This is a genomic window from Clostridioides sp. ZZV14-6009 (genome assembly GCF_020658095.1).
Lineage (GTDB): Bacteria > Bacillota > Clostridia > Peptostreptococcales > Peptostreptococcaceae > Clostridioides.
On record NZ_JAGWDG010000002.1, the window covers coordinates 429,824 to 446,671 of the forward strand.

General features: G+C 28.0%; 17 protein-coding genes. 1 reads left to right on the forward strand and 16 read right to left on the reverse strand.

Translation table 11 applies throughout. The annotated features are described in order from the left end of the window. Window positions 1–32: 32 nt before the first annotated feature. From KGF36_RS05290 to KGF36_RS05365, 16 genes are all read right to left on the reverse strand, one after another. Entirely contained in the window at window positions 33–1,280 is a 1,248-nt protein-coding gene (locus tag KGF36_RS05290) for a peptidase U32 family protein (RefSeq protein ID WP_227827136.1), read from the reverse strand. Beyond that, window positions 1,267–1,941: an O-methyltransferase gene (locus KGF36_RS05295; RefSeq protein WP_227827135.1), complete on the reverse strand. Its 675-nt coding sequence runs from the start codon at window positions 1,939–1,941 to the stop codon at window positions 1,267–1,269. Before KGF36_RS05295 ends, KGF36_RS05290 begins: the two co-directional genes overlap by 14 nt. Window positions 1,942–2,112: 171 nt before the next feature. After that, window positions 2,113–3,192, reverse strand: a complete 1,080-nt coding sequence (gene mltG, locus KGF36_RS05300; protein ID WP_227827134.1) for an endolytic transglycosylase MltG — start codon at window positions 3,190–3,192, stop codon at window positions 2,113–2,115. Between the two features lie 226 nt (window positions 3,193–3,418). After that, window positions 3,419–4,744 carry a pyrimidine-nucleoside phosphorylase gene (locus KGF36_RS05305; protein ID WP_227827133.1) on the reverse strand — a complete coding sequence of 442 codons (1,326 nt, stop codon included), beginning with the start codon at window positions 4,742–4,744 and terminating at the stop codon, window positions 3,419–3,421. A gap of 186 nt (window positions 4,745–4,930) precedes the next feature. Further along, on the reverse strand, window positions 4,931–5,743 hold the full coding sequence (locus KGF36_RS05310; protein WP_227827132.1) for a purine-nucleoside phosphorylase: 813 nt from the start codon (window positions 5,741–5,743) through the stop codon (window positions 4,931–4,933). Between the two features lie 69 nt (window positions 5,744–5,812). Continuing rightward, entirely contained in the window at window positions 5,813–6,985 is a 1,173-nt protein-coding gene (locus KGF36_RS05315) for a phosphopentomutase (protein ID WP_227827131.1), read from the reverse strand. Window positions 6,986–7,026: 41 nt separating this feature from the next. Next, a complete protein-coding gene (locus KGF36_RS05320; protein WP_227827130.1) occupies window positions 7,027–7,941 on the reverse strand; it encodes a tyrosine-type recombinase/integrase in 915 nt (304 codons plus the stop codon). A gap of 11 nt (window positions 7,942–7,952) precedes the next feature. Next, window positions 7,953–8,558, reverse strand: coding sequence for a stage II sporulation protein M (locus tag KGF36_RS05325; protein ID WP_227827129.1), 606 nt, complete (start codon window positions 8,556–8,558; stop codon window positions 7,953–7,955). 68 nt (window positions 8,559–8,626) lie between these two features. Beyond that, on the reverse strand, window positions 8,627–9,163 hold the full coding sequence (locus KGF36_RS05330) for an NUDIX hydrolase (protein WP_227434140.1): 537 nt from the start codon (window positions 9,161–9,163) through the stop codon (window positions 8,627–8,629). Window position 9,164: 1 nt separating this feature from the next. Further along, window positions 9,165–10,232 carry a DUF3866 family protein gene (locus KGF36_RS05335; protein WP_227827128.1) on the reverse strand — a complete coding sequence of 356 codons (1,068 nt, stop codon included), beginning with the start codon at window positions 10,230–10,232 and terminating at the stop codon, window positions 9,165–9,167. 4 nt (window positions 10,233–10,236) lie between these two features. After that, on the reverse strand, window positions 10,237–11,061 hold the full coding sequence (locus KGF36_RS05340; RefSeq protein WP_227827127.1) for a glycosyl transferase: 825 nt from the start codon (window positions 11,059–11,061) through the stop codon (window positions 10,237–10,239). 7 nt (window positions 11,062–11,068) lie between these two features. Further along, window positions 11,069–11,761, reverse strand: coding sequence for a glycosyltransferase family 2 protein (locus KGF36_RS05345; protein WP_227827126.1), 693 nt, complete (start codon window positions 11,759–11,761; stop codon window positions 11,069–11,071). Window positions 11,762–11,784: 23 nt separating this feature from the next. Then, entirely contained in the window at window positions 11,785–12,660 is an 876-nt protein-coding gene (locus KGF36_RS05350) for a copper transporter (protein ID WP_227827125.1), read from the reverse strand. 17 nt (window positions 12,661–12,677) lie between these two features. After that, window positions 12,678–13,799 (reverse strand): putative cytokinetic ring protein SteA, encoded by a 1,122-nt coding sequence (gene steA / locus KGF36_RS05355; protein ID WP_227827124.1) that lies wholly within the window; start codon window positions 13,797–13,799, stop codon window positions 12,678–12,680. Between the two features lie 408 nt (window positions 13,800–14,207). Then, entirely contained in the window at window positions 14,208–15,032 is an 825-nt protein-coding gene (gene spo0A, locus KGF36_RS05360; RefSeq protein ID WP_227827123.1) for a sporulation transcription factor Spo0A, read from the reverse strand. A gap of 142 nt (window positions 15,033–15,174) precedes the next feature. Then, window positions 15,175–16,236 carry a SpoIVB peptidase S55 domain-containing protein gene (locus tag KGF36_RS05365; protein ID WP_227827122.1) on the reverse strand — a complete coding sequence of 354 codons (1,062 nt, stop codon included), beginning with the start codon at window positions 16,234–16,236 and terminating at the stop codon, window positions 15,175–15,177. 160 nt (window positions 16,237–16,396) lie between these two features. On the opposite strand from KGF36_RS05365, the gene KGF36_RS05370 reads away from it, so the two are divergent. After that, window positions 16,397–16,837 (forward strand): GNAT family N-acetyltransferase, encoded by a 441-nt coding sequence (locus tag KGF36_RS05370; RefSeq protein WP_227827121.1) that lies wholly within the window; start codon window positions 16,397–16,399, stop codon window positions 16,835–16,837. The last annotated feature ends 11 nt before the right edge of the window (window positions 16,838–16,848 follow it).

The window sequence follows — 16,848 nt, forward strand, 5'->3', positions numbered from 1 at the left end:
AAGGGGCTAATACTATTTTTATTAAATTTTTATTACTCTTCAACTTTTTCTTCTATAACTTTTCTAAGCATATAATCTTTCTCAACTTTTACAGATAGTTTTAACTTAACTATCTGTCTAGGGTGAGGAGCTGATTCTATAGGCTCTCCTTCTTCATTGTACATTTCTTCTATTTTAGTAAACATAGTTTCTTTATATGGTCCCATAACTTCTATTTCATCACCAACACACATTTTATTTCTCTGTTCAACTACAATAATCCCATTTTCATCCTCTGTCTCTCTAACTATACCTATAAAATCATAGTTTCTAACATATGATGCTGATTGATAATTTTGGTCTTCTGTTGTTGGTTTATTCAAGTAAAAACCTGATGTGAAATGTCTATGGCTACCTTTCTTTAACTCTTCCATCCAAATAGGATTAAATTTCCAGTTCTCAGGGTCCTTATAAAATTCATCTATTGCCATTCTATATGCTCTTACAACTGTTGCAACATAATATGATGTCTTCATTCTTCCTTCTATTTTTAAGCTTGTTATACCAGATTTAATTAATTCTGGTATGTATTCTATCATGCACAAATCTTTTGAGTTAAAAAAGAATGTGCCTCTTTCATCTTCATATATAGGGAAATATTCTCCTGGTCTTTTTTCTTCAACTAAATGATATTGCCATCTACAAGATTGAGCACAAGAACCTTTGTTTGCATCTCTTCCAGTCATATAATTACTTATCAAACATCTTCCTGAATAAGAAATACACATAGCTCCATGCATAAAAGCTTCTATATCCATATCTAAAGGTGTCTTAGCTCTTATTTCAGATATTTCATCAAATGATAATTCTCTTGCCACTACAACTCTTTTTATTCCATGTTCATACCAAAAATTGGCACTAAGATAATTAGTTGTATTTGCTTGTGTACTTAAATGTATTTCCATATTTGGAATTACTTTTTTAATTACACTAAGAACACCTGGGTCAGCTATTATAACTGCATCTATTCCTATCTCTTCTAACTCCAATAAATAAGCTTCTAATTGTAGAAAATCTTCATTGTGAGGGATTATATTTACTGTTACAAATACCTTTTTCCCTCTCTCATGTGCAAAAGCTACACCTTCTGCCATATCTTCTTTACTAAAGTTTTTTGCAGCAGACCTCATTCCAAAGATTTCTCCACCTATATAAACAGCATCTGCTCCATATGTTATAGCTATTTTTAATCTCTCCAAATCACCTGCTGGAGCTAAAAGTTCAACTTTATTTAATTCCATCTACGTCACCTCTTTTACTTTCTTTATAACTTAATGCTACACCATCTCCTATTGGTATCAATGATGTACTCAAATAATCACAATTACATATATAATCTAAATAATTTCTCATTCTTTTTACTATGGTTTTCTTTCTTCTTACAACAAAATCATCATGTGCAACCATTCCTTTATATAAAATATTATCAGAAACTAATAATCCGCCATCTTTTAGTTTATCTATAACTAAATCAAAGAATAGCTTGTATTGACCTTTTGCTGCATCTATAAATATAAGGTCAAATTCACCTTGGATTTGACTCAATTTTTCTTCTGCATCTCCTTCTAGTATAGTTATGTTATTTTCAAAACCAGCTAATTTTATATTTTCTTTTGCTTTTTCTATCATTTTTTCGCTTCTTTCAACAGTTATTATATCTGCATCTTTTCCTATGATTGTTGCAAAGAAAATAGAGGAATAACCAATTGCACACCCTACTTCTAAAACTCTTTTTGGCTTTTGAATCTTTAATAAAACTTTTAATAAATCTGAAACTTCTTTGTGTATTATAGGAACACTATTTTCCTCAGCATAAATTTCCAAATCTTTTAAAAGTCCTTCTTTTTCCTTTAATGTTACTCTTATATAATCTTCAACCAAGTCATTAACTATATTACTCATAAAAACACTCCCTAAAATAATAAACATTAAAATTTTGTCTTAATTTATTATTTTTTAAATTCATATTGCTCTGTATATTTACACTTTCTTTATTATAAATCTAAGAATAACAATTTTCAATAAAAAAGCCCAACATTATTCTTACCCTGTTAGACTTTTTATAATCATTGTTTATTTTTTGGTATTTTCATTATTTGTTGTTTTTGTATCTTTACCTTGTTTATCTCTCGCTTCCTTGTACTCTTTAACATATTTTAAATGGTCTTGATAGTTTGTACTATAGTTATTTCCTCCATCAATCTTTGCTACAAAATACAAGTAATCTGTTTTATCTGGGTAAAGTGCTGCCTCAATAGATTTTATACCAGGATTTGATATTGGTGTAGGAGGTAATCCTTTGTTTTTGTAACTATTATATGGTGAATCAATTTTTAAATCATTATAAGTTACAATTTTCTTTCTTTCTTCAAATATATATTGTATTGTTGCATCTGATTGAAGAGGCATACCTACTTTAAGTCTATTGTAAAATACACTTGCTATTATTGGTCTATCTTTATCAAGTACAGCTTCTTTTTCAATTATTGAAGCCATCTCCATTACTTCTTGAAGAGTCATCTTTGAGTCTTTTTGTTTCTTTTTAAATTTGTCTGTATATTTACTATCAAACACCCTCAACATTTCACTTAAAATATCTTCCTCTGATTGTTTCTTTGAATTAAAATAATAAGTTTCTGGATACAAAAATCCCTCTAAAGAAGTTATTCCATCTTCTTTCAAGAATTCAAACTTGTCATAAAACTCTTTAGGTTTTTTTATTAGATTTTCAAAAGTGGTTTTATCTCCTAAATTTTTATTTACTAATATTGATATAATTTCTTTAGATGTAGAACCTTCTGGAATAGTTACTTTTACACCATCATGATATATTTTTCCTGAAGCTAAAAGGCTTATTATATCATTATTTGAATACGATTGATTAAGTAAATATGTTCCTGATTTTATAGATGGAGCCTTATTACTCACTTTTACTATCAATTTAAACAATAATTCATTTTTTATTAATTTATTTTCATATAGTATGTCAGATATTTTTCCAACTGATGCTCCACTTGGAATTTCAATAATTACATCTTCTTTGTTATTTTTATCATAAGGACCTATTTGCATAGACACAAATATACCTACCACAACAATTAAAATAACAACTATTAATGCTACTATTTTCAATCTATTTTTTTTAAAATTCATAATATAATCTACTCCTTATGTATATTTGTCCATTTTCTATTATAAAGCTAAGCACTGTAATTTTCAATCATCTTGTCGAATAAACTTATTTATATTATAAAAAAATACTTTAAAATATATTTTTATTATTATATATTTATTACTTCTCAAGCTTTTCAAAAAAATAAAAAGCCTAACACTATTTTTGACATGTTAGGCTTTTTATAATCACTTTTTCTAAAATTTTCTAAAACTTTTTAATTTCATCTTTAGTTACAATACCATATACTAATTTATTTTTTTCTATTTTTTCATCTACAATAGAATATGAATTGACGAATCTATCCTTTGCTAATGTAAGTTTTTTATCATCATCATAGTACATATATGCTAAAACTTCACCTTCTTTTACATAATCTCCAACTTTTTTTTCTAAAATTATTCCTGCTGATAAATCTAGAATATCATCTTTAGTTTCTCTACCAGCTCCAAGAATCATAGCTGATATGCCTATATCTTCTGCTTTAATCTTACTTATATATCCAGATTTATCTGATTTGATTGGATACTTATACTTTGATTCTTTAAATAAAGAATAATCATCAACTATATCTTTATTTCCACCTTGATTTTCTATGAACTCTTTAAGTTTATCTATGGCTCTACCAGATTCTATTGATTCTCGTATCTTTTCAATGCCATCATCAAAATTACATGCAACTTTTGCTAAAACTAGCATATATGCTCCTAAAACTTCACATAATTCAACAAGGTCTTTTGGTCCATTTCCTTTTAAAGTTTCAATTGCTTCTATAACCTCTAAAGAGTTACCAACAGCAAATCCTAAAGGTTCATCCATATCTGTCACAATTCCTATGGTATCTTTATTCATACCAACACCTATATCAACCATAGCCTTTGCCAATTCAAAAGACTCCTCTAAAGTCTTCATGAATGCTCCACTTCCAGTTTTCACATCTAATACGATTGCATCAGCTCCTGAAGCTAGCTTTTTAGACATTACACTAGATGCTATCAATGATATATTATCTACAGTTGCTGTAACATCCCTAAGAGCATATATTTTTTTATCTGCAATTGCTACCTTTGCACTTTGACCACAAACTGCTATTTTATGCTTATTTACAGAATCGATAAATTTGTTTATATCCATTTCTGTAGAAAAACCTGATATAGCTTCCAATTTATCAATAGTTCCTCCAGTATGTCCAAGACCTCTGCCAGACATTTTTGCAACAGGTGCTCCACATGAAGCAACTAAAGGTATAAGAGCTATTGTAGTCTTATCTCCGACACCACCCGTACTGTGTTTATCTACTTTTATACCCTCGATATCTGATAGCTCTATCATATCACCAGAGTGCATCATTGCTTCTGTAAGATATACAGTCTCTTGTTTATTCATCTTATTTAAATAAACAGACATTAATAGTGCAGAAGCCTGATAGTCAGGTATATCTCCTTTAGAATAGTTTTCTATAAAGTAATTTATCTCTTCTTTACTAAGTTCTAAATTATCTCTCTTTTTTTTTATAATATCATACATTCTCATACTTGAAATCTCCATTCTAATCTGTAATAATGTAAATAGATTTTTAAATTTATAAATATATTTATATATTATAATATTATAAAAAACTGTCTCTTATTAGAAATACTTTTCTATATCAAGACAGCTCATTATTAATTATTTTCAAATTGTACATTGTCTATTTTATAATAAATTTACTTAAATCCTCTATAAATTCTTAACTGTGCTCTTAACTAAGTTCAAAAATTCTGATTTAACTTTTTGAGTAGTTTGTATAACTTCTTCATGACTTAATGGTTGATTTAAAATACCAGCAGCCATATTAGTTATACAAGATATACCAATAACATCAATATTAGAATGTGCTGCTACTATAACTTCTGGAACTGTTGACATTCCAACTGCATCAGCCCCCAATATTTGAGCCATTCTTACTTCTGCTGGTGTTTCATAATTAGGTCCACTAAAGAACATATATACACCTTCTTTTACATCTATATTGTATTCTTTAGCACACTCTTTAACTATATCTACATATTTACATGAATAGGCATCTGACATATCTGGAAATCTATCTCCAAGTCTATCATCATTTTTTCCTACTAATGGATTACTCCCACTAAAATTTATATGGTCTCTTATAATCATCAAATCCCCTGGTTTAAATTGTTTATTTACGCCACCAGCAGCATTAGTTACTACAAGAATTTCGACTCCAAGAGCTTTCATAACTCTAACTGGAAAAGTAGCTTCTTTTTGAGAATAACCTTCATAATAATGAAATCTTCCCTGCATAGCAATTACTTCTTTTCCTGCAAGCTTTCCAATAACAAGTTGCCCAGCATGTCCTTCTACTGTTGAAACAGGGAAATTTGGAATTTCGCTATATTTAATTATGACAGAATCTTCTATATCATTTGCTAAATCACCAAGTCCAGAACCTAATATCAGACCAATCTTAGGTTTTATATTAATTTTAGAATTTATAAATTTACTACTTTGTTCTATCTTTTCAAACATTCCAATCCCTCCATTCATTCTATTAAGCTAATTTTTATTACTTTAATATAGTTATTTTCTATTTAATATTTAAAATAAATCTGTTTTAAAACTCACTCCATGTTTAGGCAATTTTACATCCAGTATATCTGCAACAGTTGCTCCAATATCAGCAAAAGTATCTTTTATTCCTAAATTAAATCCTTTTTTAACCTTACTACCATAAATCATTACTGGAATATATTCTCTTGTATGGTCTGTACCTTTATATGTCGGGTCATTTCCATGGTCTGCATTAATTATAAGAATATCGTCTTCTCTCATACTGCTCATTATCTCAGGAAGTCTATTATCAAACTCTTCAAGTGCTTTCTTATATCCTTCTGGGTCTCTTCTATGACCGTATTTTGAATCAAAATCAACAAGGTTTGAATATATCAAGCCTTTATTGTCTTGTTTCATATATTTTAAAGTTTCATCTACTCCATCCATATTACTTTTAGTATGAATAGCTTCTGTAATTCCTTTACCATTAAAAATATCTTCTATTTTTCCAACAGCTAAAACTTCAAGACCTGATTCTTTTATATTATCAAGTACAGTTGGTTCAAATGGGTCTAGTGAATAATCTCTTCTATTTGAAGTTCTAACAAATTCACCTGTTTTTTTACCTATAAATGGTCTAGCAATTACTCTAGCAACTGCATTATCACCCATCATTATTTCTCTAGCTATTTTACACATACTGTACAACTCTTCTAATGGAATCACTTCTTCATTAGCTGCTATTTGAAATACACTATCAGCTGAAGTATATACTATTACATCTCCAGTTTTTATTTGATGTTCTCCATATTCATCAATTATCACAGTACCTGAAGCTGGCTTATTTCCTACTACTTTTCTTCCAGTTTTTTTCTCAAACTCTTCTATAATTTCTTTTGAAAATCCATGCTCAAATGTTTTAAAGGGTTTATCAACTATTATCCCAGTCATTTCCCAGTGACCAGTAGTAGTATCTTTTCCTTGAGACATTTCCTTACATTTTCCAAAACATCCTATTGGCTCTTTTTCATCTTCAAAAAAATCTACACCATCTATATTTCCTATACCTAATTTTATCATATTAGGAATTTGTATATCTGGATATTCTTTAAATATATTTCCAAGAGTACTTACATCCTTACTGTCTCCAAAATTTTCAGCGTCAGGTAATGCTCCTATTCCAACACTATCAATTACAATCCAAATTACTCTGCTCATATAAATATGCTCCTTTTAAATTATAAAATTTGCTATACAGTCTATTTAGCTTCTACTTTTTGTAACTCTATATCAATATCATTTCTAGGATGTTTTTCTTTTATTTCTCTTCTCACGTTTTTATCTATGTGGTTTAAATATACTTGTAAACTAGACAAGTTAACATTTCCTAAGATTTTACTTACAACAGCAATGTTAGCACCTTCATTCAAAAGGTGAATCGCAAATGAATGTCTAAGCATTGTAGGATTTATGTTTTTATCTATATTAGCTAAATTAGAATATTTTTTTATAACTTTCCAAAGACCTTGTCGTGTAAACCTTTGTCCTAATGAACTTACAAATAATGACTTTTCACCTTCTACAGCTATTTTAGGTCTTGCTTCTTTTAAATATTTCTCTAAATAAAGTTTTGTAATATCACAGAGTGGTATAACTCTTTGACTTTTACAACATGAACTACAATATATATAGTCAATATCCAAGTCAACATCGTCTACATTCATATCTACTAGTTCTGATACTTTTATACCTGTACCATATAATACTTCAAAAATAGCCTTGTCCCTAATTAATTTAGGTGTTGTTAACTTAGGAAAATTTAATAATCTTTCAATTTCTTCTTCTGTAAGTATATTTATATTTTCTTTTTTTACCTTAGGTTTTTTTATATCCTTTGCAGGATTATTTGTACATACATGATTTAAAAATAAATAATCATGAAAAGATTTTATAGATGATATCATCCTTGCTATTGTAGCTATTGATACATTATCTTTTTCCAACTTTATTAAATAACTTATAATATCATTTTCTACTATATCTACTAGTTTAATGCTTTTTTGATTTATATATTCCATATATTTTTTTATATCCATAAAGTATGATGCCACTGTGTTTTCTGATAATTTTTTTTTATCTTTTATGTAATCTATATATTCCTCTATAATATCCATTATAAACTCCTTTATTTAACTAGGAACTTAATAATACCAATACTTACAGTATTTAATATTAATTGCAACCCCAATGATAGTGCTATTATAATTATAATATTTAGTATGTACCTCTTAATTAAAAACTGCATATTTCTTCTATTTTTCTTTTTAAATTCATAAACCATCTCTTTAAAATAGCTTAAACTAATTAATGTTAATATGATTGCACATGGAATAATAACCAAATTTTTAAATAATATTATTAAAATCATTTTTGCACTCTTAAGTTTTAATGCCAATATAAAACTATTTATTGTATATCCAATTGACATTCCCTTTAACACAAAAATTACTAATACTGCTGGAATTGTTACTACAAATAGGCTTAATAGAGCTATCGAGCCCATAAATATTGTATCTGACTTTAAATTTTGTAGAACTGTATCTTTTACATTTATATTCAGATTATAATACTCTACAGCAGGATTTATATTGTTTAAAATATTATCACTAGAACCTGGTAATATTTTATTTATATAGGACCCAATAACAATAGACATCATAAACAACAATCCTATAATAATTATTTGTCTATTTAATTCTCTAAAATCATTTTTTCTATATGTTTTTCTCAATTTTATTCCCCCTTGTCCTTTATAAAATAATATGCTGTAGGACAAGGGGTTATTCATTTTTATAAATATTAATTTTTAAACATATCTTTTACTAATAATAATCCAATAGAAGTTTTTGCATCCTCAACGTCATTTTTTAATACCATATTATAGGCTTCTTCAAGCTCAACTTCGTAAACATCTAAAAATTCATCTGCATCTAGATTATTTTCTCCTGGAGTAAGACCTGTTGCCAAATATACAAACATTATCTCATTAGAAAAACCTGCTGAAGTGAAAAATTTATGTATTAGTTTAATATTTTTTGCACTATATCCAGTTTCTTCTTTTAACTCCCTCTCAGCACATTCTTTGGGACTTTCATTTTTTTCTAACTTACCAGCTGGAATTTCAAAAATTGGTTTTTCTATAGGTTTTCTAAATTGCTTCACTAATACAACTTTATTATCATCTGTAATTGCAACTATTCCTACTGCACCACCAACTTCTACTAATTCCCTTTTTTGATATCCTTGTCCTGGAATTTCAACAGTATCGACCTTTAAAGTAATTACCTTACCTGTATAAACTCTATCACTACTAATAGTTTTTTCTTCTAATACCATCTTAAACCTCCATTAAATAATATGCTGCTGTACTTGCAGCTTTGAAAAATGCCTCATCTTGCTCATAGTTTCTTCCCATACTTTTTACTTTTAGATTAAAATAGTCTAAATCCTCTTTCGTTTTATTATTATCTATATAAATTATATTATGCTTTTTATCCAAACCACTAGATTTAACTTGTTCTTTTATAAATTTTAATTTTTCATCATCATATATAGTTATTGGTATATCTATATTTACATTTACAATTTCTTCAAATACAGTCATACTATGATGTGAAATACCTTGATGTCTTTCTCGTTTGTCAGCAAAACTAATTCTTGGAATTGCTATTGCTCTTCCTCCAAGCTTTATTACAGCATCAAGAATTGGACCTTGTTCAATTCCTGTAAATCCATATTTAGTACCTGTACCAGCTATTCCTGGCCCCATACTTACAAATACTACATCGGCTTTTAATATTTCTTTTGCTGTAATCAATGCAGTGTATATATTTATACACTCATAGTCTCCCCCAAATGCATTTCCTATAGTTATTGTACTATCTATTAATTTTTTTCCTTTTAAAGTGTCTACATTTTTACTTAAATAAATTGGAAGAGATGCCCCGTCAGTCATTATATATACTAATTTCTTATTAGGGTTATTTCTTTTAAATGAAGCTGCAAATGGAGTTAACATGCTATGAAGAGTCCCTACTACTACAGGAAGGTCTTCTAACTCTGTAAAATCACCAAATTTATCATGATAAATGCTTTCTTGTTCCTCAACAGAATCTACCTTTATTTGAAGTGGTGTATATCTAAGTTTCATTATATGACCACCTTCAATTAAACTAGATTCTAAATTGTTTAAATTAGTTATTACAAAATGGTATCCACCAGTTCCTAGACTTAGCTCTACTGCTGTTGTATTTAAAACTACTTCGTCTCCTATATATACTACCCCAGATAGTTTTGGATAATTATATGCTCTTTGTATTTCTCCATTTATATTTACTCTTATATCATCCAGCGTTTCAGTTTGACTTACAATTGATTCAACAATCCCCACTCTTTTGCTTATCATAATGCTACCTTCCCAACTTATCTATAAAATTTAATAATTTATTTTTTTCTATTATTTTAGTCAATGAGTATTTTTCAGTAAATATATGCATAATAACTACAAATATTAACCATCCCAGTCTGATATTAAATGGATATCCAAAAGAAATTAAAATTCCAATAGACATTCCAAGAACATTTGAACCAGTATCTCCCATCATTGCTCTTGCCTTTAAATCATAATTAAAGTATGCAAGCACATTTGGAACTATAAGTAGTGGAAGAACTTGAATAAATCCTGTCAATGTTAAAAATACAATCACCATTATAAATAAATATGCTTTTATTGCTCTTCCTGGTCTTAAATCTAAAAGATTCATTAAATTAGTTGATAGAGCTATTATTAATGTATTTACTATTATATCTATTATGTCTTTTGATATAGACACAGAAACTATAAGTCCTACAAATCCACCAAACAACGCCTTAAAGCCTCCAGTTGTAAGACTTCCCTTGAATAAACTTTTAAAGTGACCTTTTAGACCACTTACATCTCTATTTCCAATAACATCATCTAGTATTCCTGCAAAAAACATGGATATCATGCCAAACATAAACATAAATATATATGCTAAATCTATATATTCTGTAGTAAAAAATGCAAGTATTATTCCATTAATCACAAGCATAGGTAAAAATACAATTCCCATACTTACTGGTATCATATCTTTATTGTAGTTTGGTCTAAGTATATTTCCATTTATCAATAAATTTTTAAATAGTGGTATTGCAGCATAGGTTCCAAATAATCCTGTTAATAATAAAATGGTATAAAGTATATAATCTTTCACTAAGATATTACCTCCATTCTTTCTTTTTTTGTCCTAAAACCTTTTTTATATGATAATACTGCTTACCTCTATGAACAAATCCTTTTAAATTTCTGCCAGTTTCATTATGAGTCATGTTTACTAATACTTCTTTAATTTTAAAACCATACTTTAGTATATCAATCGTCATTCCAACTTCAACACCATATCCAAAAGGTATTTCATCAAATTTTTCTAAAACTTCTCTTTTAAATATTCTTTGACCTGACAGAGTTGCATCTAGCTCAACTCCTGTCATCTCAAAAACAGAATTTTTAGCTAAACCTTTTACAAATCCCAGACCTCCTTTTTTCTTTGCAGGAGGAAACTTTGCTATAGTAACATCAGCTTCACCATTTAATATTGGTACAATTAACTTTTCAATTTCTTTAGCAGAACTGCCTAAATCTCCATCCAAAAATCCTATAATATTTGCACTTTTCATTGATACTTTAAGCCCATAGTTTAAAGCATATCCTTTACCTCTGTTTTTATCTAACTTAAAAAATTTAATCTTTTCATTCTTTAATTCAGATACAACCTTAGCAGTATTATCTGTTGAACCATCATCTACAACTACTATTTCATTTATTTCTTTAATTCCAACTATACTTTCTAATGTATAGTTTATTCTACTTTCTTCATTATAAGCTGGTATTATTATACTTATATAAGAATCCATTTTTTCTCTCCTTAAAATTATTTCTATTTAATAGATGGCAACAATGAAGTTGCAGTATCTAATCTACCAAAATTACCAACTATATTACCTTGTTGTAAAAGCATAGCTAGAGATACACTTCCTACACCTTCATCTATATTATCTATAGTTGCAACTTTATTTTTAGAATATAATTCTACATAAGAAGTTTTAACTCCTGTATTTTGAACTTCTACTAAATATTTATTTTCTGATTTTATTTTTGAAACTAAAAATTTTTCTATTTTGTCAAATTGTTTTGTCTTATCTTTTGCATCATTTCCACCAGCGATTACAACAGATTCATATTTTAGATATGTGTCACCAATAGAGTTAAATTTTATTACATCTAGTTCTTGAAGATATGTTAAAATGTCACTTGCATCTTCCTTTTTCAAAGTATCAATTATATAATTAACTGCATCATTTGTATTTTTAATTTCTGCACCTAATTTACTTGAGATTTCTTTTAATTTTTCTGGATTTGTTATATTTTCTTTTAACACTATGTTAAATGCAACACTACCATTAGACTTGTTTATTATATCTTCTATATTTTTTGTATAATCATCATTTTCATTAGCTGATATTATTCCTATACTTTTTCCACTTAATGAACCAATTAAAACCTTGTCCACATTTTTATTTATAAAATTAATTGCTTCTTCATAATCTTTATTTACCTTTGCTAAATCTACATCAAGTTTATCATTTTTTTCTTTTAAAATATTAAATTTATCATCCAAGTCATTTATTATATTTGCTTGTTGCTCACTTAATTGTTGATTATTATTTAAATTAAATCCTACTAACATGCCTATACCCAAAGCTATAAATATAGCACCAATAGTGACTATATAATATTTCATATTAATATGCATATTTATCCTCCTAAAATTTACATCTGTAATAATACTTTAAATTTCAATTGCATTAACTGTATAAATTGTTGAACTCCTGGTGACAATGATGCAACTACCAACACAGGAAATAAGGCTGTTGCTATTAATGCCCATATGTACTTTATCTTTAGCTTACTTCTATATAACAAGTTAACTCCTTTAGCATCTATAAGCTTAGAACCTATCTTTAGTCTAACTAAAAAAGTACTTGCCATTCCCTTTCTTCCTTTTTCAAGGAAATCAATCATATTTGAATGTGTACCCACTGCTACTATTAACTCTGCTTTATACTCATATGCAATAAGCATAGCTATATCTTCACTAGTTCCTGGTGCAGGAAATACAACTGCATCTAAACCTAGTTCTTGAACTCTCTTAAGGCCTGGCGCTCTACCATCTGTATAAGCATGTACTACTATTTCACTAGCTTTTTTTAAAGCTTCATCGCTTACACTATCCATGTCTCCTACAATTACATCTGGAGTATATCCAAACTCAATTAAAGCATCTGCGCCTCCATCAACACCAACTAGAACAGGTTTTACCTCTTCTATGTATGAAAGCATTGTACTTAAATCTTCTTTATAGTCCTGACCTCTTACAACTATTAATACATGCTTATTTGCATAATTAGTTTGTACTTTTGGAATTTCTACTTCACCAAGTATAAATCCTTTTTCTTTTTTAGCATAATCTATAGTATTGTCTATAAATCTATCTAATTCTACGGCTAAGTTTTCATAAGCAGCCTTTATTTGATACGAAACTTCATACTTATCTAAAACTTCACCTGCACCTAAAAATTGTCCTTCTCTATATATCTTTCCATCTATAACTTCTATAGTCTGTCCTTCTTTTAATTCTTCAAATAATTCTTCTCCAATATTATCAATTATTAAGATATTATTCTCAGTTAATATTCCTGGACCTTTATTAGGATATCTACCACTTATAGAAGGCGCCGCATTTATGACAAGTTTTATTTTGGCTTCTACCAAAGAGTTTGCAGCAACTTCATCTATGTCTATATGATTTATAACTGCTATTTCCCCACTTTCAACTCTTTTAGCAAGCTTTTTAGTTTTTCGATCTACTTTTATAGGGGCCTCGACTCTCATTTTTAAACCTCCACTATCATTATTAAAATCACATTATATTATAGCATTACTTAACAATAAAATAAATGTTTTAAGTTTGTCCTACATCTTTAATCCTTATAACACTATATTTTATGATTTTTTTATTTAACATTTTTTACAATATACTTTAAAAATTAATGTTTCAACTTGTTAAGGTATGTTTTTATATTAAAAAACAAGTCAGTATTAATCTACAATTGACAAAGGTACATACTATGGCCATAGTATAATAAAATTATATTAAACAAATAATAAAGAAAAAATAAAGTTTTTATTATATATTAAAACAGCAAAACGGTATAACCCTATTGGTTATACCGTTTTGCTGTTTGTAATGCATATTTATTGCCAATACCTTTATTAAAAGGTCTTACTTTTTCTGTCTATTTATTTAACCATACTATGTTCTAATCTTAATTTATCAGCAATCATTGCTATAAATTCTGAATTAGTTGGTTTTCCTTTAGTATTGTGTACCGTATATCCAAATAGTTGATTTATTGTGTCAACTTTTCCTCTACTCCATGCAACTTCTATAGCATGTCTTATTGCTCTCTCAACTCTACTTGGTGTTGTATTGAATTTTTTAGCTATACTTGGATATAACTCTTTTGTTACTGCACCTAAAAGTTCAACATTCTCAATGACCATTTTTATAGCTTCTCTTAGATATAAATATCCTTTTATATGAGCTGGTACTCCTATTTCATGTATTATATTCGTGATTTCTGTTTCTATGTTACCTACATTTTTAACAAAATCACTTCTTGTCATTTGAGTTTCTTGAACTGGTCTAGGCTTTGGCTCTACTTGAGTAACTCTATTAGAAACTAGTTCTCTAATTCTGTTTATAAACACAACAAAATCAAACGGCTTTACTATGTAGTAATCTGCTCCTAGATTTATTGCGCTTTGAGTTATCTTATCTTGACCTACTGCTGATAGTACTATTATTTTTGGCATTTTAGGTATATCCATAGTATTTAATTTTTCAATTACACCTAATCCATCCAGATGCGGCATTATTACGTCTAATATTAATAAATCTGGTTGTGTCTTTTTTACTAAATCTAATGCTTCAATCCCATCTTTAGCTATGCCTAATATTTCGATATCATCCTCATTAGACAAATACTCTTTTAATACCTGACAAAAATCCTTATTGTCGTCTGCTAAAACTATTTTGATTTTTTCCACTAAAAATCCCCCCATTAAAAAACATCTTCTTATTACAGAAAACTAAACTTTTTACACAAATTGCTTCCTAATTATCTACTCTAAAGCATATTCGACACTTCAAAATTATATTCCTCCTAGATAAGTGATAAAATAATAAAATTTTTTAATGCCTCACCTACAATTTTATCATTTCATCTATAAAAATACCATATCCTTTTTTCGGATTATCTCTAAAAACATGAGTTATTGCACCAATAATTTTATTATTTTGTATTATTGGAGCCCCACTCATCCCTTGTACAATCCCCCCTGTGTATTCCAATAACTTATTATCTACAACTTTTATTACCATATCTCTATAATTTCCTTTATCATATACTATACTTTCTATTTTTATATCATAGCTTGTTATATTTTTGTTTTTGTCTTCAAAAAGAATTATTGCATCCCCTATTTTTACATCTTGAGGTCTTCCAACCTCAATTAATTGTAATTCTTTATTTGCTAAATTAAATTCTTTATTTTGTTTTTCTGTAATATTACCACTTATACCTAATTCTGAGTTATTCGAAAAATTTCCCATCAGATTACCATCATTAAAATCCCCTTTTATTCTACCTACTTTTTCATTACTGGCTTTTACTATTTTTAGTTTTTCTGGTTTATATATATAGCCTTGCTTAATCTTTAATAGTTCATTAGTGTCCGAATCTTTTATAGCATGACCAATTGCTTTAAATTTTTCCATATTAGGGTCATAAAAAGTCATAGTTCCAATTCCAGATATCTTATCTCTTACCCATAATCCAAGTTTATAATTACCATTTTCTTTTTTAGTTTCTATTGTCTCTGTTTTATATTTATTTTTTCTTTCAAAAGTCACTTCTATTTTACTTTTTTTAGCTTCATTTAAAATCTTTGATACATCCTGACTATCTTTTATTTTTTTATTATCTATTTTTACTATATTGTCGCCAATCTGTATGCCTCCAATATAATCTACATCCTCTTCCTCGTATCCTAAAACCAATACACCATCTGTATTTGCTTTCACTCCAATTATATTTCCAAGTGGATATACATATTTTTTATCATGATTCTTAATTGTAAAAGTTTCTATTGGGGTCTCATTATTCGTATTACAATTTTTATTTTGAAAAATTATAACCATCATAAAAATCGATACAGCTCCTAATATTATCCAAATATTTTTGAAATTCTTATTTATTTTGTTCATATATTCATCTACTCCTATGCTGTATTATTATGTATTTATAATTCCTTTTTCGTAAAAATTTATTCATTTAAAAACCTCGTTGTATATCTTACTAAGTGCTTTTTAGCCTATAATATGGTAGTATTATATTGTAGTAAAAAGTTTGAAGGGCGGTAATATTTTGAAATTAAATGTAAGAATTGCAGACATAAATAATTGGCATTATTTAGTCAATTTGTCTGTAGATAAAAATCAATTAGATTATATAGAAAGCAATGCACTTTCTATTGCTGAGTCTAAGTTTATAACAGCTTGGATACCTGTTGGAATATATGATGACAATATACTGATAGGATTTGCTATGTACGGTCGCCTAGAAGATGACAGAGTTTGGCTTGATAGATTCATGATTGACTCAAAGTATCAAGGCAAAGGGTATGGAAAAGCATCCTTAAATTTCCTTATAAATCATCTTAAAAATGAATATAATTGTAATGAGTTATACCTTAGTATATTCGATAACAACAAAATGGCTATTGGACTTTACAAAAGCTTTGGATTTGAGTTTAATGGAGAACTTGACTATGGTGGAGAAAAGGTAATGGTATTAAAATTTAATTGATATTAACAAAA